Source organism: Leclercia sp. Marseille-Q4284 (assembly GCF_916618945.1).
In the GTDB taxonomy this organism is placed as follows: domain Bacteria; phylum Pseudomonadota; class Gammaproteobacteria; order Enterobacterales; family Enterobacteriaceae; genus Enterobacter; species Enterobacter tamurae.
The window spans coordinates 1,148,318-1,169,139 of sequence record NZ_CAKAKG010000001.1; the positions used below are offsets into that span (position 1 = coordinate 1,148,318).

Sequence of the window (20,822 nt, forward strand, 5' to 3'; positions counted from 1 at the left end):
ACCTCAACCCATTCCGCCATCGATGCGGATAACCTGTCCGGTGGTGTAACTGGAGGCATCGGACGCCAGCCACAACAACGTGTTTGCCACTTCTTCTGGCAGACCCGGGCGTTTTAATTCGCAACGCGCCATTTGTCGTGCCATCACCTCTTCTGATAGTGCGGCTGTCATTGCTGTGCTAATAACGCCCGGTGCGATAGCGTTGACACGCACGCCCTGTGGTCCCAGCTCAGCGGACATTGTTTTGGTGGCTGCAATCCACGCCGCTTTTGCGCTGGCATAGGCAAGTTGGCCCGGATTTCCGTCAAGGGCAGAAATACTGGAAATATTAATAATGCTGCCACTTTTCTGGCGCAGCATGATGCGGGCGATGTACTGCGTGAAAGCGATTTGCGCGAAGAAATTGATGGTGAACGTTTTTTGCAACTGATCGAGCGTTACCATCTGAAAATTGGCATCAAAATTAGCGCCAGCTACATTGACCAGAATATCGACCTTTTTTTTGGTCTTCTGAATAGTCATTGCCGCCTGTTTTATTGCATCGTTATCCTGCAAATCGAAATATATCGGAATAATTTCCGCCTGATATTTCTCGCTAATTTCAGTGATAAAGTCAGAAAAGGTGGGATCGTGCGACTGGCAGCAAGCAAATACAGTAGCACCGGACCGGGCAAACGTTTCCAGCGTAGCCTTCCCGATACCCTGCAGACAACCCGTGATAACAGCCGTTTTTGCGTGAAGCATCATCACTTAATCCTGAATTTCTACATCGTATTTTTTCAGGATTTCTTTACCTTTTTCCCATGACTCAAATTCAATAATGTCATCGGTGTCCATCATGATGTCGAATGCATCTTCAAGTGATGCGATCATTGTCATATGACCTACGGAATCCCAGGAAGGTGTATCCTGATATTTATAGCCCGCTAAAATATCTTCTGATACCTCAAAGGTTTCAGTGAAGATACGGTTGTAAGTTTCCAAATTTGACATCATTTTTCTCCAGAGTAGCGAGGAAATCTCATTAACTTAACATTCGTTTGGTAACGTATTTATGAACAAAACCGAACGCTATTTTTAGCGTCGTAAAATACGGTCTACCTGAATACTTTTTTTTCCATATTTGGCCGAATTGCCCGCGCCGGATTACCCATCACGATCATCGCTGGGGCAATGTCGTTAAAAACGGCAGCCCCCATACTGACAATGGAATCATCGCCAATGGATGTGGTTTCACGGATAACGGCATTCATCCCTATAAAGACGCGTTCGCCGACGAGGCATTTGCCAGCGAGATTGGCATAAGACGAAATAATAGAGTCTTGCCCTATATGACAGTCGTGCCCCAGGCTGGCGTTTGGCTGGAGGTGTACATTGCGGCCAATTACTGTGTCACAAGAGATAAATGCGCCATAGCAAACCACGCATCCTTCTCCGAGAGTGCAGGACGCGCTTATGCGGGCATCAGGATGAACAAGTGTGGTAAGTCTGAAGCCACCATCACCGATCTTTTGTGCCAGTTTGCGACGTAGTGAAGGTTCGCCAACAGCGATAACGATTTCATACTCTTCTGGCTTAAGCATGTTCAGGGGAACGACCGGATAGCCGCTTAATTGCTCAAACCTGGGATTATCATCGATCAAACATAATGCATCCCAGCGCGATTCTGCAGCGTTTATCTCCTGTGCGAGTTCAAGAACTTCTCTGCCCAGGCCACCTGCGCCATAAATTGCCAGCTTCATCTTATCCCCAACGTTCACATGGCTGACCAGAGTCTCGCCGCAACCTTGCTCTATTACTGCCAGGATGCATGAAATGAATTGATACTTAGGACCCAATATAAACCAGTAGCCAGCTCTGTCAGGGAGGGAATAGCCGTCATTTTTTCTCGTTAATTAGCGGATTGGAAAAGAGGGGGTTTTATCGCCAATAAACGTGACATCGCCGCAGGTTCGTAATAGTTTAATTAAAATGGGGCTGGGTTAAACCGCCTTGTTTATCCGGAGAAATTTCTGCACAAAGGACAATTTGCTGCAAAATTGATCCTGAAAAAAAATAACAATTTTCACTTATAACAATCATTTCGTGTCGGTTCATCGCGTTATTACTCTAAATAACCCCCCATTTCCCCCCCTTTTCACACGATTAAAAACCCTGCAGAAACGGATAATCATGCCGATAACTCAACTAACGCAGGGCTGTTTATCGTGAATTCACTCTATACCGCTGAAGGTGTAATGGATAAACACTCGCTGTGGCAGCGTTATGTTCCGCTGGTGCGACATGAAGCATTGCGGCTTCAGGTGCGGCTACCGGCGAGTGTGGAACTGGACGATCTGCTACAAGCGGGCGGTATCGGGTTATTGAATGCAGTTGACCGGTACGACGCTCTGCAAGGAACGGCATTTACGACTTACGCAGTACAGCGTATTCGTGGTGCGATGCTGGACGAACTGCGCAGCCGGGATTGGGTGCCGCGCAGCGTCCGACGCAATGCACGCGAAGTAGCGCAAGCAATGGGGCAGCTGGAGCAAGAGCTCGGACGTAACGCGACGGAAACCGAAGTTTCGGAGCGTCTGGGGATCTCCACAGCTGACTATCGCCAGATGTTGCTCGATACCAATAATAGCCAACTCTTCTCTTATGATGAGTGGCGCGAAGAGCATGGCGATAGCATCGAACTGGTGACGGACGATCATCAGCAGGAAAACCCATTGCACCAGTTAATGGAAGGCAATGTACGCCAGCGCGTGATGGAAGCTATTGAAGCTTTACCGGAACGCGAGCAGCTGGTGTTGACCCTCTATTACCAGGAGGAGCTCAATCTCAAGGAGATTGGCGCTGTACTGGAAGTAGGGGAGTCGCGGGTTAGCCAGCTGCACAGCCAGGCCATTAAACGCTTACGTACCAAGCTGGGTAAGTTATAGGTGATCCTTATCACCCGTTAAGTGCCGCACAACGTATTGACAACCAGGAGTTATCATGACGGTGCAGCAATCTAAAAGACGGCCATTAAGCCGCTACCTGAAAGACTTTAAACACAGCCAGACGCATTGCGCCCATTGCCATAAGCTGCTCGATCGCATCACGCTGGTTCGTCGCGGCGAAATCGTCAATAAAATTGCGATTTCCCGCCTCGATACTTTGCTGGATGAAGCCGGGTGGCTGGAAGAGCAGAAGGAGTGGGTGGCGTTATGTCGTTTTTGTGGCGATCTGCACTGCAAGGAGCAGAGCGACTTTTTCGATATCATCGGCTTCAAGCAATTCCTGTTTGAGCAAACAGAGATGAGCCATGGCACGGTGCGCGAATATGTCGTGCGTCTGCGTCGCCTGGGCCAGCATCTGACCACGCAGCGTATCTCCCGTGACTTACTGACCAACGGCTATCTGGATGAAAATCTGGAGCCATGGCTGCCTGCAACCAGCACCAATAACTACCGGATTGCGCTGCGCAAGTACGCACAATTTAAAACGCAAATGCCGGTGTCGCCGAAGCAGAAAGTCCACCGCGAAACAACTTCTGATATATATTAAAAATGAATAACATGTAGCGCAGTCGTGTTTGACCTTGCGGCCGAACGCCCTACACTACACTCAAAATTCCAATGATATCGGGGTAAGTATGAAATTTGCACTTCTGGGTCGTCAGGCGCTGATGGGTGTAATGGCCGTTGCGCTGGTTGCCGGTATGAGCGTGAAAACGTTCGCGGCAGAAGGTCTGTTAAATAAAGTAAAAGAGCGCGGCACGCTGCTGGTTGGGCTGGAAGGCACCTATCCTCCGTTCAGCTATCAGGGTGACGACGGTAAACTGACCGGTTTTGAAGTGGAGTTCGCTGAAGAGCTGGCGAAACACCTCGGCGTGAAAGCGTCGCTGAAGCCGACCAAATGGGACGGCATGCTGGCCTCGCTGGACTCCAAACGTATTGATGTGGTGATTAACCAGGTCACCATCTCTGACGAACGTAAGAAAAAATATGACTTCTCCACCCCGTATACCGTCTCCGGTATCCAGGCGCTGGTGAAGAAAGGCAACGAAGGCTCGATTAAATCTGCCGCCGATCTGAAAGGCAAAAAAGTCGGTGTTGGTCTGGGGACCAACTACGAAGAGTGGCTGCGTCAGAACGTGCAGGGCGTCGATATTCGTACCTATGATGATGACCCGACTAAATACCAGGATCTGCGCGTAGGCCGTATCGATGCCATTCTGGTTGACCGTCTGGCGGCGCTGGATCTGGTCAAGAAAACCAAAGACACCCTGGCTGTGGCCGGTGATGCCTTCTCCCGTCAGGAAGCTGGCGTGGCGATCCGCAAAGACAACGACGATCTGGTGAAAGCGGTCGACGGGGCAATTGCCGAGATGCAGAAAGACGGCACCCTGAAGGCGCTCTCCGAGAAATGGTTCGGGGCAGACGTCACAAAGTAAGCAGTTGAATGCAAAAAAAGGCGCTTATCAAAGCGCCTTTTTTATTTCCTCGCCAGCAACGTGCATAATAAAAAAAGAGAGACTTAGACAGGGTTACGGAGGTTTTCATGTCATTACAGAATCTAACGCGTTTTCCGCGCCTCGAATTTATTGGCGCCCCGACGCCACTGGAGTATTTGCCGCGCTTATCGGACTACCTCGGGCGCGACATCCTCATCAAACGTGATGACGTGACGCCCATGGCGATGGGTGGCAATAAACTGCGCAAGCTGGAGTTCCTTGCGGCAGATGCCCTGCGCGAAGGGGCCGACACGCTGATTACCGCAGGGGCGATCCAGTCCAACCACGTGCGCCAGACCGCGGCCGTGGCGGCAAAGCTGGGCCTGCACTGCATCGCCTTGCTGGAAAACCCGATTGGCACCCAGGCAGAAAACTACCTCAGCAACGGCAACCGTCTGCTGCTGGACCTGTTCAATGTGCAGATAGAAATGTGTGATGCGCTGATCGACCCTGTGGCGCAGCTGCATGAGCTGGCCACCCGCGTCGAAGCTCAGGGCTTCCGTCCTTATGTGATCCCGGTGGGCGGCTCGAACGCGCTGGGTGCCCTGGGGTACGTTGAAAGCGCGCTGGAGATCGCCCAGCAGTGTGAAGGGGCGGCGGACATCTCCTCGGTGGTGGTGGCTTCCGGTAGCGCCGGCACCCATGCCGGACTGACGGTCGGGCTGGAGCAGTTAATGCCGGACGTCGAGCTGATTGGCGTCACCGTCTCGCGCAGCGTTGCCGAGCAAAAACCGAAGGTGGTTACCCTGCAACAGGCTGTGGCCCAGCAGCTGGAAGTGAGCGCCAGTGCCGATATCATCCTGTGGGATGACTACTTCGCGCCGGGCTACGGTACCCCAAATGAGGAAGGCACCGAGGCGGTGAAACTGCTGGCGCGTCTGGAAGGTATCCTGCTGGACCCGGTCTATACCGGGAAAGCGATGGCGGGCCTTATCGACGGCATCAGCCAGAAGCGCTTCAAAGATGAAGGGCCGATCCTGTTTATTCATACTGGCGGGGCACCGGCTCTCTTTGCCTACCATCCTCACGTCTAAATCACAGGCAGAAAAATCATAATGCAAGAAAGTATTCAACTGGTGATGGATTCGCTGCCTTACCTGCTGAAAGGTGCGGTGTTTACGCTGCAACTGAGTATTGGCGGCATGTTCTTTGGTCTGGTGCTGGGCTTTATCCTGGCTCTGATGCGCATGTCAACGCTGCTGCCGGTGCGCTGGCTGGCACGTTTTTATATCTCCGTGTTTCGCGGTACGCCGCTGATTGCCCAGCTGTTTATGATCTATTACGGCCTGCCGCAATTTGGTATCGAGCTCGACCCGATCCCGGCGGCGATGATCGGCCTGTCGCTTAACACTGCGGCTTATACTTCGGAAACCCTGCGTGCAGCGATCTCCTCCATTGAAAAAGGGCAGTGGGAAGCCGCCGCCAGTATCGGTATGACCCCGTGGCAAACCCTGCGCCGGGCCATTCTGCCCCAGGCCGCACGGGTAGCCTTGCCGCCGCTGAGCAACAGCTTTATTAGCCTGGTGAAAGACACCTCGCTGGCGGCTACCATTCAGGTACCGGAGCTGTTCCGCCAGGCGCAGCTGATTACCTCGCGCACGCTGGAGGTCTTCACCATGTATCTGGCCGCCTCGCTGATCTACTGGGTGATGGCGACGGTGCTGTCGGCGCTGCAGAACTATTTTGAAAACCAGCTTAATCGCCAGGAGCGTGATCCGAAATGAGTGCTATCGACGTTAAAAACCTGGTGAAGAAGTTTCATGGCCAGACGGTGCTGCACGGCATCGACCTGGAAGTGCAGGAGGGCGAAGTGGTGGCCATCATCGGGCCGAGCGGTTCCGGTAAAACCACGCTGCTGCGCAGTATTAACCTGCTGGAACATCCGGAAGGCGGAACTATCCGCGTGGGTGAGATCACCATTGATACCGGCAAGTCCCTGAGCCAGCAAAAGAGTTTGATTCGCCGTCTGCGTCAGCATGTCGGCTTTGTCTTCCAGAGCTTTAATCTGTTTCCCCATCGCACGGTGCTGGAAAACATCATTGAAGGGCCGGTGATCGTTAAAGGCGAACCGAAAGATGAAGCTACTGCCCGCGCCCGTGAGCTGCTGGCGAAGGTGGGGCTTTCCGGCAAGGAGACCAGCTATCCGCGTCGTCTCTCCGGCGGGCAGCAGCAGCGTGTGGCCATTGCCCGTGCGCTGGCGATGCGTCCTGACGTTATTCTGTTTGATGAGCCGACGTCGGCACTGGATCCAGAGCTGGTGGGGGAGGTGCTGAACACCATTCGTCAGCTGGCGCAGGAAAAACGCACCCTGGTGATTGTCACCCATGAAATGAGCTTTGCCCGCGATGTGGCGGACCGGGCTATTTTTATGGATCAGGGCCGCATTGTGGAGCAGGGTCCGGCAAAATCACTCTTTGCCGACCCTCAGCAGCCCCGTACCCGGCAATTCCTCGAAAAATTCCTGATGCAATAGCATATTTGTTCTTAATTGCTCCGGAAATATTCACCGGAGCGATATATTCACCCCGTATATGAATGCTCCCCTGATTTTATCCGGTTATTACCGCCCTAAGTACATAAAATGTGTAGATAATTATCCTTGAGACGATATTTTATACATATAAATAAGATTTATGTGTTAGTTTAAGAATCCATAATAATGATTATCTTTTACAGGGGCTTAATTCAGTCAGTATGAAGGATTTAGATTTTTTCACATGGCGGCGGGACTGCTTCCTACGTTTTCAGGAGATGACTTCTGCCGACGAGGTATATCCCGAACTTCAGCGACAAACACAGAACCTGGGCTATGATTTCTTCTCCCTCTGCGTTCGTCATCCGGTGCCTTTCACGCGGCCTAAAGTCTCGGTACATTCCACCTATCCGCACCAGTGGATGGCCCAGTATCAGGCAGAAAATTATTTCGTCATCGATCCGGTGCTCAAACCGGAGAATTTCGTTCACGGGCATTTACCCTGGAATGATGCGTTATTCGCTGAAGCGCAACCCTTATGGGACGGTGCACGCGACCACGGGCTACGTAAAGGGATCACGCAATGCCTGATGCTACCTAATCATGCGATGGGCTTCCTTTCGGTCTCCAGCACCAGTCTGCCAGTGAATATCCTGGCGAATGAAGTGGTTGAATTACGTCTGCAAATTCTGGTGCAACTGGCGTTGACCACGCTGCTACGGCTGCAACATGAAATGGTGATGCCACCTGAGATGAAATTCAGCAAGCGCGAGAAAGAGATTCTTAAATGGACAGCGGAAGGGAAGACCTCTGCAGAAATAGCGATCATTCTTTCTATTTCTGAAAATACGGTTAACTTCCATCAGAAAAATATGCAGAAGAAATTCAATGCGCCGAACAAGACGCAGATTGCATGCTATGCGGCAGCGACGGGGATTATCTGACTACACTTCTGTTCTGCGTGGCAGGCGAGTAAACGGCTGAATGCATTGCGTTCAGCCGTTTTTGTTTTATTGACGGTAAGCTTGTTTGATCTGCTTAACGGTGCCGGAAAATACCGCGGCCTGAGCCTGGTCTTCCATCTCAGCAATCTGGCGTTCCATCTTAATGATCACACGGCCAGCGTCCGCCTGGCCCATCGCCTGCAGCATCAGAGTCAGCAGGGATTTCAGGCAGGAGACTTCCTGTGCCAGTTCTTGATTATTCTCCGCAGTGGCGAAATCAGGTGTGCTCATTTATTTTCCTCATGATAAAAACAGCGCTTTTGCGCATAGATCAAAGTTAAGGCGGCGGAGTATATCACAAGCCGTCAGGAAAAACGCAGTGCTTGTTTTTTGTACTTTCTCGCGTTTAGTTTATTCAATTGAACAAACATTAACTCTGATTTTTCTAAGACTTTAGTGTGGGTTAATTGTTTGTAGAAGGTAGGCAAGAGGTTAATTATTGTTACAAATTTTAAAGGTGTATTTTAATAGCATTATATGCGCAGTAAACTTTGTAAGTTTTTGAAAACATCCGCCTGCAAAAAGTGACCGAAGCCGCATTGCACAAGCCTTTAGTTTCCAGTTGATGTACAAGTTAATTTCCAAAAAAGGGAGCAATATCGGCGATATGCATTTTTTAACGTTTTCAGTTTCGGATAAAAACCGTTAATATATGCCGAATTAACTGTCTGTAGCCGTTATCCCTATTCTGGAGAATTTCCTTTGATCAACGTCCTTCTTGTTGATGACCACGAACTGGTGCGCGCAGGGATACGACGCATTCTTGAAGATATTAAAGGTATTAAAGTGGCTGGTGAGGCCTGCTGCGGTGAAGATGCCGTGAAATGGTGCCGGTCAAATACCGCTGATGTTGTCCTGATGGACATGAACATGCCTGGGATTGGCGGCCTGGAAGCGACGCGTAAAATCGCGCGTACCTGGGTTGATACCAAAGTCATTATGCTGACGGTTCATACTGAAAATCCCCTTCCTGCAAAAGTAATGCAGGCGGGCGCAGCCGGTTATTTAAGCAAAGGCGCAGCCCCTCAGGAGATGGTTAATGCGATCCGATCCGTGTTTTCCGGGCAGCGCTATATCGCATCCGATATTGCGCAGCAGATGGCCCTCAGCCAGATTGAGCCAGAAAAGACCGAATCACCCTTTGCAAGTTTGTCTGAGCGCGAATTGCAGATTATGCTGATGATTACCAAAGGCCAAAAGGTGAATGAGATCTCCGAGCAGCTTAATCTCAGCCCGAAAACGGTGAATAGCTACCGCTATCGTATGTTCAGTAAACTGAACATCCATGGCGACGTTGAACTCACTCACCTGGCCATCCGTCATGGTCTGTGCAATGCCGAGACCCTAATTAGTCAGTGAGTGATGTGTTTGAATCCAGTGCTTTCCTGAAAACCGTTACCAGCCAGCCAGGCGTCTACCGGATGTATGACGCCGGCGGGACGGTTATCTACGTCGGAAAAGCGAAAGATCTCAAAAAGCGACTTTCCAGCTATTTCCGCAGCAATCTTGCTTCCCGCAAAACAGAGGCGCTGGTCGCCCAGATCCAGCAGATCGATGTCACTGTGACCCACACAGAGACCGAAGCGCTGTTGCTGGAACATAACTACATCAAGCTCTATCAGCCGCGTTACAACGTGCTGCTGCGCGATGACAAATCCTATCCGTTTATTTTTCTCAGCAGCGATACTCATCCGCGTCTGGCGACCCATCGTGGCGCCAAACATGCGAAAGGCGAATACTTCGGCCCATTCCCTAACGGTTATGCCGTGCGGGAGACCCTGGCCCTGCTGCAAAAGATTTTCCCGATTCGCCAGTGCGAAAACAGCGTCTATCGCAACCGCTCCCGCCCCTGTCTGCAGTATCAGATTGGTCGCTGCCTCGGGCCCTGCGTGGAAGGGCTGGTCAGCGAAGAGGAGTATGCGCAGCAGGTGGACTATGTGCGCCTGTTCCTCGCCGGGAAAGACGATCAGGTCCTGACCCAGCTGATTGCTCGTATGGAGAAGGCCAGCCAGGCGCTGAACTTTGAAGAGGCGGCGCGGATCCGCGATCAGATTCAGGCCGTGCGTCGGGTCACGGAAAAACAGTTTGTCTCCAACAATGGTGATGACCTGGACGTGATTGGCGTGTCGTTTGATGCAGGCATGGCCTGCGTCCATGTGCTCTTTATCCGCCAGGGCAAGGTGCTGGGAAGCCGCAGCTACTTCCCGAAAGTGCCGGGCGGCACCGAGCTGGGTGAAGTGGTGGAAACCTTTGTCGGCCAGTTCTATCTCCAGGGTAGCCAGATGCGCACCCTGCCGTCGGAAATTTTGCTCGATTTTAATCTGAGTGATAAGACGCTGCTGGCCGATTCGCTGTCGGAACTGGCGGGGCGTAAGGTGAATGTCCAGACCAAACCGCGCGGCGATCGTGCCCGCTACCTGAAGCTGGCGCGCACCAATGCGGCAACGGCCCTGAGCACTAAACTGTCGCAGCAGTCGACCATTCATCAGCGTCTTGCCGCGCTGGCGACAACACTGCAGCTGCCGGAAGTGAAACGGATGGAGTGTTTCGACATCAGCCACACGATGGGGGAGCAGACCGTGGCCTCCTGCGTGGTGTTCGATGCCAACGGGCCGGTGCGCGCGGAATATCGCCGCTACAATATCACCGGCATCACCCCTGGCGATGACTATGCCGCCATGAACCAGGTATTACGCCGTCGCTATGGTAAAGCCATTGAAGAGAGCAAGATCCCGGACGTCATTATCATAGATGGGGGGAAAGGGCAGCTCGGCCAGGCTAAATCAGTATTCGCCGAACTGGACGTTCCCTGGGATAAGCATCATCCGCTGTTACTGGGCGTGGCAAAAGGTACCGACCGTAAAGCCGGGCTGGAAACCCTGTTCCTGGAGCCGGAAGGGGAGGGCTTTAGCCTGCCGCCGGATGCACCTGCGCTGCATGTTATCCAGCATATTCGCGATGAGTCGCACGATCACGCGATTGGCGGCCACCGTAAAAAACGCGCGAAAGTGAAAAACACCAGTACGCTGGAAACGATCGAAGGGGTCGGGCCAAAGCGTCGCCAGATGCTGCTGAAATACATGGGCGGTTTGCAAGGATTACTCAACGCCAGCGTGGAGGAAATTGCAAAGGTGCCGGGTATTTCGCAAGGGCTGGCAGAAAAGATCTACTACTCGTTGAAACATTGAGGGCTCTGTAGCAACATAGGGCTAATAATTACTGACAACAAACAGTTACCGTCACTATGCGATTAAACATCCCTACGTTGTTAACGCTTTTCCGCGTCGTCCTTATCCCTTTCTTTGTACTGGCGTTTTATCTGCCCTTCGTCTGGGCACCTTTCGCCTGTGCATTGATCTTTTTCATTGCGGCAGTCACCGACTGGTTTGATGGCTATCTGGCGCGTCGCTGGAACCAGAGCACCCGTTTCGGCGCCTTCCTCGACCCGGTCGCGGACAAGGTGATGGTTGCCATCGCCATGGTGCTGGTGGTGGAGCATTACCACACCTGGTGGGTGACGCTGCCTGCCGCGACCATGATCGCCCGTGAGATTATTATCTCGGCCCTGCGTGAGTGGATGGCCGAACTGGGTAAACGCAGCAGTGTGGCGGTTTCCTGGATAGGGAAGGTGAAAACCACTTCCCAAATGGCGGCGCTGGTGTGGATGTTGTGGCGTCCAAACGAGTGGGTTGAGTGGGCCGGCATCGCTCTGTTTATGGTATCAGCTGTGCTGACGCTGTGGTCAATGTTGCAATATTTGAACGCTGCACGCGGCGATTTGCTTGATCAGTGATCGTTTCGACGTAATTTTCAGCAAACGATTCAGAGTAGCGAAAAATAACGTTGACTCAAAACGTCAGGTAAGTAGAATGCAACGCATCGAACGACGGCACGGTTCGTTAGTCGATAACAAAATCAAGTGATTAGCATAATGACTTGATGATTGCGGGAATAGCTCAGTTGGTAGAGCACGACCTTGCCAAGGTCGGGGTCGCGAGTTCGAGTCTCGTTTCCCGCTCCAAATTTAAGACAGTCGCATTTGCGGGTGTCAGTCGAAAGACAAAAGATTTAAGGCGCGTTAGCAAAGCGGTTATGTAGCGGATTGCAAATCCGTCTAGTCCGGTTCGACTCCGGAACGCGCCTCCACTTTCTTCCCGAGGCCGGATGGTGGAATCGGTAGACACAAGGGATTTAAAATCCCTCGGCGTTCGCGCTGTGTGGGTTCAAGTCCCACTCCGGCTACCATGGGAAAAAGAAGAATAATCAAAGCAATAAGCAGTGTCGTGAAACCACCGAAAGGTGGTTTTTTTGTGCCTGAAATCTGCTTTCCTCACTTTATGTCGTGATTATTGACCGCCTTCCGACGGTCTCCGCTAATCATCAGGACCTGCTGAACAGGTGCGAGAGGTTAGCCCCTTTCAGGAAAATAAACGCCAGCAGCAGGCCGCCCCACAGGGCCATGGTGATATAGCTGCTCACTCCCAGGATGTTCAGCCCGCTCTCCAGCATCTGCAGCAGGATCAGCGCCATCACCATGCCAAAGACTTTGCCAAAGCCGCCGTCAGGATTTACCCCGCCCAGCACCGCCGCCAGAATAGACACCAGCAGATAAGACTCACCATAAGAAGCTTTGGCCGAGTTCAGCTTGGACATCATCAGTAGGGCAGCAATCACGCACAGTACCGATGAAAGTATATAAACCCAGATAAGGGTTTTACGGGTGTTGATCCCGGAATAGTGGGTCGCCTGTTCATTGGAGCCAATCAGGTAGAGGGTGCGCCCGAAGGCGGATTTTTCGAGGATCACCCATAGCACCGCCACCACCACCAGGAACACCAGTAGTGGTAGCGGAATGCCAAGGATGTTAGTACTGTTGATGACCAGCACGTAATCCGGTAAGTTCGAGATAGACGAGCCTTTGGAGATCAGAATATTGATCCCCTTCAGCAGGGTCATGATCCCGAGCGTGGCTAAAATCGGCGAGACTCGCACCACGGCAATTAAAAATCCAATCACCGAACCTATCACTATCGCCATGGCTAATCCGGCAGCCAGCACCAGCAGCATGCTGCTGAGGGTTGGGGGATAGTGCGTGGCGACCCAGGCCATTACCAGCCCGCAGGCATTCATGGTGGCAATGATAGAAAGGTTTATCCCCCCGGTAAGAATGGTCACCGCCATGGCTAACGCCAGCACACCGAGGATCGGCATCTGCGAGGCGATGGACTGGAAGTTAGCTGAAGACCAGAAGACAGAGGGGATGAGGAAGCTAAACGCGATCACGACGATGGCGATTAACAGACTGAGGTAAATCTCAACGCGATCCTGGGTTTTTCTGGCGCTCATGCTAATGCTCCCTGACCTTTGCGCTGACTCCAGGCCGTCATGCTGATGCTGGTGACAATCACCACACCGGTAACGACCGTATGCCAGTAAGAGGAGATCCCTAAAAGATTGAGACCGTTTTGGATCACGGCCAGTAAAATGACCCCCAGCAGGGTGCCGAGTAAGGTGCCGCGCCCGCCGACGATGCTGGTTCCGCCCAACACGACCGCCGCGAGCACCGTCAGCTCATAGCCGAGCAGGGAGTCAGGGGCGACGGTTAATACGGTCGCGGATTGCACCACACCAGCGACGCCGGACATCAGCCCCATATAGCCGTAGACAAACAGCTGCATTTTAAAGACGCCGAATCCCATCCGGGAGGCTGCCTCGCGGTTGCCACCCATGGCGTAAATCATCCGGCCGATGCTGGTTTTATTCATGATAAAACCGGTTAACGCCACCACTACCAGCAGGGTGAGGATCGGCAGGCTCAAGCCATAGTCGTAGCCATCGGCGGCGGTGAATTTAAACAGCATCACCCCCTGTTCAAACCACTCCGGATAGCTGTAGAGCCACACCCCTTTGGTCAGGTACAGCAGCAGGCCGTAAAAAATATTCAGGGTGGAAATGGTAATGATGATCGAGGGAACCTTAAGCCGGTTAACCAGCGTGGCGTTGACCAGGCCGAGGAGTAAACCCAGCCCGCCGGACAGCGCAAACGCGAGGGCAAAGTTGCCGCTGGTGCCCTGAATCAGGGTGACCATCACGTACTGGGAGATGATGGTCATCGCCGGGAAGGAGATATCGATCCCGCCGGAGATCAGGACGATGAACAGACCGCAGGCCAGGATGGTTAACATGGCGTAGTTGTTGATCAGGTCGTAGATATTGCCCAGCGTCATAAAGTCGGCGCTGGCAAACGACAGATAGCCGCCAATCACGATTATGGTCAGGCCGAGGAACAGCTCGTGAGTTTTCACCCCAATTTTATTAACCATTGACGACCTCTGCCAGCGCGGCCTCGGTGGTTTTTTCCGGGAAGATTTCCGCGACGATCGCCCCCTTGCGCATGACTAAAATCCGGTGGCTGTTAAAGTACGCCTCGTCGATCTCATCGGTGATCATCAGCACTGCGATCCCCTTGCGCGACAGGGCGGAGATGATCTGGTAGATCCCCGCTTTATTGGCAATGTCGACCCCGACGGTGGGGGAGTCGAGGATCAGCACTTTGGGGTTGATGGCCAGCCATTTGGCAATTGCCACGCGCTGGGCGTTGCCGCCGGAGAGGGTATTCACCGGCAGGTGTACGCTGCCAATCTTAATGCTCAGTTGCTCGATAAGATCCGTGACGATGCGGTCCGATTTTGCCCAGTCCAGCAGGTGGAAGGGGGTTTTCAGCCGCTGCAGCACGGTCGAGATAATGTTGTCGTTAATCGACTGATCCATCACCAGACCGGTGCTCATCCGATCTTCAGAGACGTAGCCTATCCCGGCTTTCACCGCATCCCGGTTGCTGGCGAACTGCACCGTCTTACCCTCCAGCACTATCTCGCCGGAATCCGGCTTTGTCAGCCCGAACAGGCTCAGGCACAGCTCCGTGCGCCCGGCGCCCAGCAGCCCGGTAATGGCCAGGATCTCCCCCTGATGGATCCGGAAGGAGATGTCTTGATACTGCTGATGTTTAGTCAGGTTTTTTACCGTTAGCGCCACCTCGCCAATCTTCTCAATCGGCGGCAGGACCGCATAAGAGAACTCCTTCCCGGTCATCAGGAAGGCGAGTTTTTTATTATTGATATCGATGGCGGGATAAGTGCCGACCAGGCTGCCGTTTTTCAGAACGGTGATCCGGTCGGAGATCTCCAGCACCTCATCCAGCCGATGGCTGACAAACACCACGCAGATATCTCTCTTCTTGAGATCGCCGATTACCCGCAGCAGCCCCTTCACCTCCTGCATGGTCAGCGAGGCGGTGGGCTCATCCATAATGATCAGCCTGGCTTCCTGGGCCAGCGCCCGACAGATGGCGACGATCTGACGTTGGGCGATGGGCAGAGAGTCGACGCTGGCATCCAGATCCAGCCTTGCATCGATACTCTTCATCGTCAGCTCGGCGATGCGGCGGATCTCCCGCTTGTTGACCAGCAGATTGTGGTGGTGCTGGTGGATACCGATGTTTTCCGCAACAGTCAAATTGGGAAATAAAGAGAGATCCTGATAGATAACCTGAATCCCGGCTTTAACGGAGTCAATAGGGGATAGATGGGCGTATGGTTTGCCGGCAATGGCGATCTCAAATCCGGGATCGGGTTTGTAGACGCCGGAGATAATTTTAATCAGCGTCGATTTGCCGCAGCCGTTCTGCCCGGCCAGACAGTGAACTTCTCCGGGAAACAGCGTCAGGTTGATGTTATCCAGCGCTTTCACACCGTAGAAGGTCTTGCTGATCTTACCCAGTGAAATAAAGGGCTCCATGTCTACCTCTCAGGGGCGCATGCCGCACGCCCTGACAGGGCGTGCGGGTTCAACGGATCAATACAGGCTATCGATATTCTCTTTGGTGACGCGCAGGACTTTGTGGAATTTGATGATGCGTTTTTCGCTATCCACATCAGCTTTACCGAGATTAGGGATCTCCAGGCCCTGGGTGATCTCTTCGCCTTTCAGCACCTTGTCGGCAATGGCGGTGATGGCATAACCCGCAGAAGCCGGATCGTAGGTGATGCCCATGGCAATATCACCGCTTTTGATCAGCGAGGCGGCCTGGGATGGGATCATCATGCCGTAGACAAACACTTTGCCTTTCGCCCGTTTCTCTTTCACCGCGCGGCCTGCACCGATCGGGCCCTGAGAGCCAAACGAGACAATCCCTTTCATGTCAGGATGGGCTTTCATCAGATCGATGGTGGTACGGCGGGCGTCGTCGATATTCTCTGCCACCGGCATCCGGTTGGTGACTTCGTGCATATCCGGGTAGTGCTCTTTCTGGTATTTCACGAACAAATCCGCCCACAAATTATGCTGCGGCACGGTCAGGCTGCCGACATAAATGACATAACCGCCTTTTCCGCCCATGGCTTTCGCCATCTCTTCCACGTTGTCGGCGGCAAATTTCTGGTTATCAATAATTTCCACATCCCAGTTAGCGCTGGGCTGCCCCGGGGATTCATTGGTTAATACCACGATGCCCGCTTCACGCGCCTTTTTGAATACCGGCTCAAGAACGTCGGCGTCATTGGGGACAATGCCGATGGCGGAGACTTTTTTAGCGATTAAATCCTCAATGATTTTGACCTGCTGCGGGGCATCGGTGCTGGACGGTCCCACCTGAGACGCTTTTATCCCGAGATCGCTGCCCGCTTTCGTTACGCCTTCCCCCATGCGATTAAACCAGGGCATGCCATCTATCTTGGAAATATTGACCACTTCAATTTCTTTCGCCATTGCAGAGGTCGAGAAAACCATCAACCCGAGCAAGCTCGCAGACAATAATTTTGTTAAGCACATTTTACTCATCTCATACCTCTGTAGGGTGGTAAAAAAAGTAAAGTAAAAATCTGGATGTGTTGTTTTATAAAGCGGTGTTCAATTTAATATTAGGCGAGAATAATGATTCACCCTATGAGGCGCTAAATTAAATAAGCGCACGATCGGCCCCCTCTCCATTCAGGGAGAGGGATGGGGTGAGGGGGAGCAGGGCGCACACTATTTAGCCAGTGCTTTCTCCCATCCCTGCAAATGTTGCGGTTATTCTCGATTTTTTACCATCACGCCTGTACAACCCCGCCAGAATACCGCCTAATAATGGCGCTTATTTTTTCATTCACAGTTAACAGGTCTGTTATTGATGAATCATCTCTATCACTCCGCGCCAGCTCCTGTCTGCTGTGATGAACATTCATTTTCAAGGGACAGGTAGCCATGCAGCGTCGACAATTTCTTAAAAACAGCGTACTTCTTTCTGCCGCAGGCTTAGTAGGCCCGGCCGTCGCCAGCCAGACGGTGGTGCATAGCAGCGCGCCGCTCGCCGCGCCGGTGATGCGCCGCCGTTTCGTCTTATCGCAAACCTATAAGCTGGCACCGCCCCAGGGCTCCAGCGGGGTGGTCAAACTCTGGATCCCACTGCCGGTGGATACCGCCTTTCAGCAGATGACCGACCTGTCGTTCAGCGGCAACTATCAGCAGGCCTACATCACCACCAATAATACCTACGGCGCGAAAACGCTGTTTGCGACCTGGCCGAAATCAGAAGGCGATCTACTCCTGCAGCTCGATCTGGAGATCGAAACGGCAGACTGGGAACCGCTGAAGCAGGACGCCCTGAAAAACTGGCAGGCGCCGGAGCAGATTGTCTACCCGCTGGCGGTGAAGCCGTACCTGCTGCCAACGACGCATACTCCGGTTGATGGCCTGGTGCGCGAAACGGCGCAAAAAATCACGGCCGGCGAAACCGATCCGCTGAAAAAAGCGCGCCTGATCTACGAGTGGGTCAGCAGTCATATGGAGCGTGATAACGACGTGATTGGCTGTGGCACCGGCGATGTGGCAACTATTCTGCAAAGCGGCAAGCTCAGCGGCAAATGCACCGACATCAGCTCGGTGTTTGTCGCCCTGGCGCGCGCCAGTGGTATCCCGGCGCGGGAGCTGTTCGGCATCCGTCTGGGCAAGGCCAACAAGCTGGAACGCTACTCGAAAAGCGCCTTCGGCAAGGCCGACAGCGCGGGCGTGTCCGACGTCAGCGGCGGACAGCACTGCCGGGCAGAATTCTATCTGGCGGGATATGGCTGGCTGCCGTGCGATCCGGCTGACGTCACTAAAATGCGTCTGGCGGAGAAAAAAGCCCATCAGGATCCCGATGTGCAGGCGGTAAATGCTTACCTGTTCGGCAACTGGGAGATGAACTGGGTGGGCTTCAACTACGGGCGCGATTTTGAACTCTATCCGGCGACGGAGCAGGGGGCAGTAAATAACTTTGGCTACCCCTATGCCGAAGTGGACGGCGACCCGCTCAATTTTTACGATCCAAAGGTGTTTACCTACCACTATGTCTCAACAGAACAACGCTAAAGGGGCGGGGCTGACCCTGCTGACGGCGGCTGCGGCGGCCGTCACCGCCGGGCTGTGCTGCGTCGGACCGCTGCTCTATTTGCTGTTTGGTATATCGGCTGCCGGTTTTGCCGGGCTTAGCCAGCTCGAATTCCTGCGGGTGCCGATGATCCTGCTCTCGGCAGGGCTGATGCTGCGGGTATTCTGGCGGCTCTATTTTTCAACGCGGCCGTGGTGTACCGGGCGGATGACGCTGGGGCAGATGCGTCTGCTGTTCTGGCTCTCGCTGCCGGTGCTGTTGCTGGTGCTGTTCTACCCCACGGTGGTAGCCTGGTATTATGAGGTGATGGAATGAAACGACTGCTGATAACCGCGAGTCTGTTGCTGCCCCTGTGCGCGCAGGCTGCAAACGAAAAAGTGGTGCTGGATGTGCAGGGCATGACCTGCTCGCTGTGCGTGATTTCGGTTAACCAGGCCCTGCGTGAAACGGAAGGGGTGGTGAAAGCGAAAGCGTCGTTGAAGACGCGCCAAACCGACGTCATCGTTCCGGAAGGTTTCCCGACCGGGACGTTATTAGAGGCGGTGGCGAAAACAGGCTATACGGCAACCGTGAACCGTATTGAAAAACCGTAAATATAATAATAATGCCTGATGGCGTAATTATTATTATCGTATTCACGTCTTTCTCAAATTTTGGGAAAGACGTGCTACCACGCAATTATTAATAAATTATGATGATATTGCTTCCGTTTGCGTAATATCTGGTTACACAGCGTTGACCTTCCCGCCTGCGCGCTCTATCTTTGGATTAGTTTCTCCATAAAACGCTCCATTTTTATCCCTATATCGCCGTCCCCGGCGGTTTGTTGATCCTTGGTGTCCGCATTTTATTGCGGCTTATTGTGGATTAAGGTCAATATGAATATAACAGCGAGTAAATATACCCTCTGGATGCGCGATATTACCCTTAATCCGTGGGCAGCGTTTTATTTTCTCCAGTCGGTGCTGATTAATTACTCGTTTGGATATTCATTTAGCCTGCTCTACTCGGTGGCATTTTGCTGCGTCTTGTTTGTCCTCTGGCGGTTTGCCCCTCGGGTGCAGAAAGGGGTCATTCTCCTCTGCAGCCTGCTGGCGGCCATGTACTACCCCTTTCAACAGGCCTATGGCGCACCGAATTTCAATACCCTGCTGGCGCTCCACGCCACCAACGTCAATGAATCCGTCGAGATCCTCACCATATTCCCGTGGCACAGCTATCTGGTCTCTGTAGTCATTCTGGCGTTAGGCGGGGTGGCGCTGGCGCGTAAAATTGGGCCAAAACAGCCCTGGCGCCGCCTGGATATGTTGTGTCTGGCCTTCAGCGTGGCCTGTTTCTTTATGACCCCGGCGAAAAACCTCGTCTACTGGGGAAACTTCACCCTGCTGGATGTGGGTTATCCGGTGTTCCGCTTCGTGAAGGATGTAGTGATCAACAACCAGGAAGTGGTGCAGGAAAAGGCCCATATGCTGGAGTTGGCGAAGATGAAGGACAACTGGACCGTGCTGGCGGTGAAGCCCCGCTACCACAATTACGTGATGGTGATCGGCGAAAGCGCACGGCGGGATGCCCTGGGTGCCTTTGGCGGCCAGTGGAATAACACGCCCTTTGCCAGCGCTGTTAATGGCACGTTATTCACGGATTTCATCTCCGCCAGCGCCTCCACCCAAACTTCGCTGGGCCACTCCCTGAGCCGGGTGAGCGGAGGGAGCCCGGAGTACCAGAATAACGTTGTCACCCTGGCGAACCGCGCCGGGTTCCGCACCTGGTGGTTCTCTAATCAGGGGCAAATTGGCGAGTACGATACCGCCATCGCCAGCATTGCGAAGCGCGCGGATGAAGTACAGTTTCTGCGTAAAGGCTATTACGAAGATGAAAATAACCCGCGGGATGAAGCCCTGCTGCAGATGACGCAGCAGGTATTGTCCGCCCCGCGTACCGAGCCGCGGCTGATCGTCCTGCATCTGATGGGCTCACACCCGCAGGCCTGCGAGCGCACCCAGGGGAAATACCTCGAGTTTGTGCAGTCGAAAGAGACCTCCTGCTACATCTACAGCATCACCCAGACCGATACCCTGTTAAAAAAGCTTTATGAGCAGCTGCAAAACAGCGGCGACAGCTTCTCGATGGTCTATTTCTCTGATCACGGGCTGACCTATAAAGCCCGTCTGACCGGCGGACAATATATGGCCCATGGCGATGCCTTCCAGCAAAACTATCAGGTGCCCTTTATGATCATGTCCAGCGACGATAAAGCACATCGCCTGATTAAAGCCCGGCGTTCTGCCAACGATTTTCTCGATTTCTTCTCGGTCTGGACCGGGATCGAGGCGAAAGAGATAACCCCGAAATACCCCTTTGTCTCGGAGCAGGATGCCGGCACGCCCTGGGTGATGAACTTTAAGCTGCAAAAAGTGGATTATGCGCAGCTTCCTGACGATCTCCACTGATCTT

Annotated in this window: 22 protein-coding genes and 3 tRNA genes; 17 read left to right on the forward strand and 8 right to left on the reverse strand. The window is 53.1% G+C overall.

Features of this window, described 5'->3' with window-relative positions; genetic code table 11:
- Positions 1–3 precede the first annotated feature (3 nt).
- The 3 genes from LG383_RS05255 to LG383_RS05265 all read right to left on the reverse strand — a co-directional run bounded on the left by LG383_RS05255 (position 4) and on the right by LG383_RS05265 (position 1,742).
- Positions 4–747, reverse strand: coding sequence for an SDR family NAD(P)-dependent oxidoreductase (locus LG383_RS05255; protein WP_225758502.1), 744 nt, complete (start codon positions 745–747; stop codon positions 4–6).
- Between the two features lie 3 nt (positions 748–750).
- Positions 751–993 (reverse strand): acyl carrier protein, encoded by a 243-nt coding sequence (locus LG383_RS05260; RefSeq protein ID WP_106993398.1) that lies wholly within the window; start codon positions 991–993, stop codon positions 751–753.
- Between the two features lie 104 nt (positions 994–1,097).
- Positions 1,098–1,742, reverse strand: coding sequence for an acetyltransferase (locus LG383_RS05265; RefSeq protein ID WP_225758503.1), 645 nt, complete (start codon positions 1,740–1,742; stop codon positions 1,098–1,100).
- A gap of 465 nt (positions 1,743–2,207) precedes the next feature.
- On the opposite strand from LG383_RS05265, the gene fliA reads away from it, so the two are divergent.
- The 7 genes from fliA to sdiA all read left to right on the forward strand — a co-directional run bounded on the left by fliA (position 2,208) and on the right by sdiA (position 7,900).
- On the forward strand, positions 2,208–2,927 hold the full coding sequence (fliA, locus tag LG383_RS05270) for an RNA polymerase sigma factor FliA (protein WP_032612078.1): 720 nt from the start codon (positions 2,208–2,210) through the stop codon (positions 2,925–2,927).
- 55 nt (positions 2,928–2,982) lie between these two features.
- A complete protein-coding gene (gene fliZ / locus LG383_RS05275; RefSeq protein WP_106993397.1) occupies positions 2,983–3,534 on the forward strand; it encodes a flagella biosynthesis regulatory protein FliZ in 552 nt (183 codons plus the stop codon).
- An 88-nt stretch (positions 3,535–3,622) separates the two neighbouring features.
- Complete coding sequence (gene tcyJ / locus LG383_RS05280) at positions 3,623–4,423, forward strand: cystine ABC transporter substrate-binding protein (RefSeq protein ID WP_106993396.1); 801 nt, start codon at positions 3,623–3,625, stop codon at positions 4,421–4,423.
- A gap of 107 nt (positions 4,424–4,530) precedes the next feature.
- Complete coding sequence (gene dcyD, locus LG383_RS05285) at positions 4,531–5,517, forward strand: D-cysteine desulfhydrase (RefSeq protein WP_225758504.1); 987 nt, start codon at positions 4,531–4,533, stop codon at positions 5,515–5,517.
- A 21-nt stretch (positions 5,518–5,538) separates the two neighbouring features.
- Entirely contained in the window at positions 5,539–6,207 is a 669-nt protein-coding gene (tcyL, locus tag LG383_RS05290) for a cystine ABC transporter permease (RefSeq protein ID WP_106993394.1), read from the forward strand.
- The gene (tcyN, locus tag LG383_RS05295) at positions 6,204–6,956 is read left to right on the forward strand and encodes an L-cystine ABC transporter ATP-binding protein TcyN (RefSeq protein ID WP_106993393.1); all 753 of its coding nucleotides are present in this window, start codon (positions 6,204–6,206) and stop codon (positions 6,954–6,956) included. Before tcyL ends, tcyN begins: the two co-directional genes overlap by 4 nt.
- Before the next feature lie 221 nt (positions 6,957–7,177).
- On the forward strand, positions 7,178–7,900 hold the full coding sequence (gene sdiA, locus LG383_RS05300; RefSeq protein ID WP_106993392.1) for a transcriptional regulator SdiA: 723 nt from the start codon (positions 7,178–7,180) through the stop codon (positions 7,898–7,900).
- 66 nt (positions 7,901–7,966) lie between these two features.
- On the opposite strand, the gene LG383_RS05305 is transcribed toward sdiA, so the two are convergent.
- The gene (locus LG383_RS05305) at positions 7,967–8,191 is read right to left on the reverse strand and encodes a DUF2594 family protein (RefSeq protein WP_106993391.1); all 225 of its coding nucleotides are present in this window, start codon (positions 8,189–8,191) and stop codon (positions 7,967–7,969) included.
- A gap of 471 nt (positions 8,192–8,662) precedes the next feature.
- Between LG383_RS05305 and uvrY the strand changes: the two genes are divergently transcribed.
- From uvrY to LG383_RS05335, 6 genes are all read left to right on the forward strand, one after another.
- Complete coding sequence (gene uvrY, locus LG383_RS05310; protein ID WP_106993390.1) at positions 8,663–9,319, forward strand: UvrY/SirA/GacA family response regulator transcription factor; 657 nt, start codon at positions 8,663–8,665, stop codon at positions 9,317–9,319.
- Positions 9,316–11,148 carry an excinuclease ABC subunit UvrC gene (gene uvrC, locus LG383_RS05315; RefSeq protein ID WP_106993389.1) on the forward strand — a complete coding sequence of 611 codons (1,833 nt, stop codon included), beginning with the start codon at positions 9,316–9,318 and terminating at the stop codon, positions 11,146–11,148. Before uvrY ends, uvrC begins: the two co-directional genes overlap by 4 nt.
- A gap of 56 nt (positions 11,149–11,204) precedes the next feature.
- Entirely contained in the window at positions 11,205–11,753 is a 549-nt protein-coding gene (gene pgsA / locus LG383_RS05320; RefSeq protein WP_225758505.1) for a CDP-diacylglycerol--glycerol-3-phosphate 3-phosphatidyltransferase, read from the forward strand.
- Positions 11,754–11,905: 152 nt separating this feature from the next.
- Positions 11,906–11,981 (forward strand) — tRNA-Gly (locus LG383_RS05325).
- A 51-nt stretch (positions 11,982–12,032) separates the two neighbouring features.
- Positions 12,033–12,106: transfer RNA gene (locus LG383_RS05330), tRNA-Cys, on the forward strand.
- A gap of 12 nt (positions 12,107–12,118) precedes the next feature.
- Positions 12,119–12,205: transfer RNA gene (locus LG383_RS05335), tRNA-Leu, on the forward strand.
- Positions 12,206–12,340: 135 nt separating this feature from the next.
- Here the strand turns inward: LG383_RS05335 and LG383_RS05340 are convergent.
- Genes LG383_RS05340 through LG383_RS05355 form a run of 4 tightly spaced genes read right to left on the reverse strand, consistent with a single transcriptional unit; the run spans position 12,341 to position 16,798 of the window.
- On the reverse strand, positions 12,341–13,306 hold the full coding sequence (locus tag LG383_RS05340) for an ABC transporter permease (RefSeq protein ID WP_225758506.1): 966 nt from the start codon (positions 13,304–13,306) through the stop codon (positions 12,341–12,343).
- Positions 13,303–14,283, reverse strand: a complete 981-nt coding sequence (locus tag LG383_RS05345) for an ABC transporter permease (RefSeq protein WP_225758507.1) — start codon at positions 14,281–14,283, stop codon at positions 13,303–13,305. Before LG383_RS05345 ends, LG383_RS05340 begins: the two co-directional genes overlap by 4 nt.
- Positions 14,276–15,757, reverse strand: coding sequence for a sugar ABC transporter ATP-binding protein (locus LG383_RS05350; RefSeq protein WP_225758508.1), 1,482 nt, complete (start codon positions 15,755–15,757; stop codon positions 14,276–14,278). The genes LG383_RS05345 and LG383_RS05350 overlap by 8 nt, the downstream gene beginning before the upstream one ends.
- 57 nt (positions 15,758–15,814) lie before the next feature.
- A complete protein-coding gene (locus tag LG383_RS05355) occupies positions 15,815–16,798 on the reverse strand; it encodes an autoinducer 2 ABC transporter substrate-binding protein (RefSeq protein WP_106993384.1) in 984 nt (327 codons plus the stop codon).
- Positions 16,799–17,203: 405 nt separating this feature from the next.
- Here LG383_RS05355 and LG383_RS05360 point away from each other — a divergent pair, with 405 nt between their 5' ends.
- The 4 genes from LG383_RS05360 (at position 17,204) to LG383_RS05375 (ending at position 20,818) form a co-directional block, all read left to right on the forward strand.
- Positions 17,204–18,349, forward strand: coding sequence for a transglutaminase-like domain-containing protein (locus LG383_RS05360; RefSeq protein ID WP_225758509.1), 1,146 nt, complete (start codon positions 17,204–17,206; stop codon positions 18,347–18,349).
- Positions 18,327–18,683 carry a mercuric transporter MerT family protein gene (locus LG383_RS05365; protein WP_225758510.1) on the forward strand — a complete coding sequence of 119 codons (357 nt, stop codon included), beginning with the start codon at positions 18,327–18,329 and terminating at the stop codon, positions 18,681–18,683. Before LG383_RS05360 ends, LG383_RS05365 begins: the two co-directional genes overlap by 23 nt.
- Positions 18,680–18,961, forward strand: a complete 282-nt coding sequence (locus LG383_RS05370; RefSeq protein ID WP_166182869.1) for a heavy-metal-associated domain-containing protein — start codon at positions 18,680–18,682, stop codon at positions 18,959–18,961. The genes LG383_RS05365 and LG383_RS05370 overlap by 4 nt, the downstream gene beginning before the upstream one ends.
- 285 nt (positions 18,962–19,246) lie before the next feature.
- Positions 19,247–20,818, forward strand: coding sequence for a phosphoethanolamine transferase (locus LG383_RS05375; RefSeq protein WP_225758511.1), 1,572 nt, complete (start codon positions 19,247–19,249; stop codon positions 20,816–20,818).
- Positions 20,819–20,822 lie beyond the last annotated feature (4 nt).

Bases quoted from the DNA above. Each gene is read 5' to 3' on its own strand.
- LG383_RS05255 (WP_225758502.1), bottom strand. From the start codon at position 747: ATGATGCTTCACGCAAAAACGGCTGTTATCACGGGTTGTCTGCAGGGT.
- LG383_RS05260 (WP_106993398.1), bottom strand. From the start codon at position 993: ATGTCAAATTTGGAAACTTACAACCGTATCTTCACTGAAACCTTTGAG.
- LG383_RS05265 (WP_225758503.1), bottom strand. From the start codon at position 1,742: ATGAAGCTGGCAATTTATGGCGCAGGTGGCCTGGGCAGAGAAGTTCTT.
- fliZ (WP_106993397.1), top strand. From the start codon at position 2,983: ATGACGGTGCAGCAATCTAAAAGACGGCCATTAAGCCGCTACCTGAAA.
- tcyJ (WP_106993396.1), top strand. From the start codon at position 3,623: ATGAAATTTGCACTTCTGGGTCGTCAGGCGCTGATGGGTGTAATGGCC.
- dcyD (WP_225758504.1), top strand. From the start codon at position 4,531: ATGTCATTACAGAATCTAACGCGTTTTCCGCGCCTCGAATTTATTGGC.
- tcyL (WP_106993394.1), top strand. From the start codon at position 5,539: ATGCAAGAAAGTATTCAACTGGTGATGGATTCGCTGCCTTACCTGCTG.
- tcyN (WP_106993393.1), top strand. From the start codon at position 6,204: ATGAGTGCTATCGACGTTAAAAACCTGGTGAAGAAGTTTCATGGCCAG.
- sdiA (WP_106993392.1), top strand. From the start codon at position 7,178: ATGAAGGATTTAGATTTTTTCACATGGCGGCGGGACTGCTTCCTACGT.
- LG383_RS05305 (WP_106993391.1), bottom strand. From the start codon at position 8,191: ATGAGCACACCTGATTTCGCCACTGCGGAGAATAATCAAGAACTGGCA.
- pgsA (WP_225758505.1), top strand. From the start codon at position 11,205: ATGCGATTAAACATCCCTACGTTGTTAACGCTTTTCCGCGTCGTCCTT.
- LG383_RS05340 (WP_225758506.1), bottom strand. From the start codon at position 13,306: ATGAGCGCCAGAAAAACCCAGGATCGCGTTGAGATTTACCTCAGTCTG.
- LG383_RS05345 (WP_225758507.1), bottom strand. From the start codon at position 14,283: ATGGTTAATAAAATTGGGGTGAAAACTCACGAGCTGTTCCTCGGCCTG.
- LG383_RS05350 (WP_225758508.1), bottom strand. From the start codon at position 15,757: ATGGAGCCCTTTATTTCACTGGGTAAGATCAGCAAGACCTTCTACGGT.
- LG383_RS05355 (WP_106993384.1), bottom strand. From the start codon at position 16,798: ATGAGTAAAATGTGCTTAACAAAATTATTGTCTGCGAGCTTGCTCGGG.
- LG383_RS05360 (WP_225758509.1), top strand. From the start codon at position 17,204: ATGCAGCGTCGACAATTTCTTAAAAACAGCGTACTTCTTTCTGCCGCA.
- LG383_RS05365 (WP_225758510.1), top strand. From the start codon at position 18,327: ATGTCTCAACAGAACAACGCTAAAGGGGCGGGGCTGACCCTGCTGACG.
- LG383_RS05370 (WP_166182869.1), top strand. From the start codon at position 18,680: ATGAAACGACTGCTGATAACCGCGAGTCTGTTGCTGCCCCTGTGCGCG.
- LG383_RS05375 (WP_225758511.1), top strand. From the start codon at position 19,247: ATGAATATAACAGCGAGTAAATATACCCTCTGGATGCGCGATATTACC.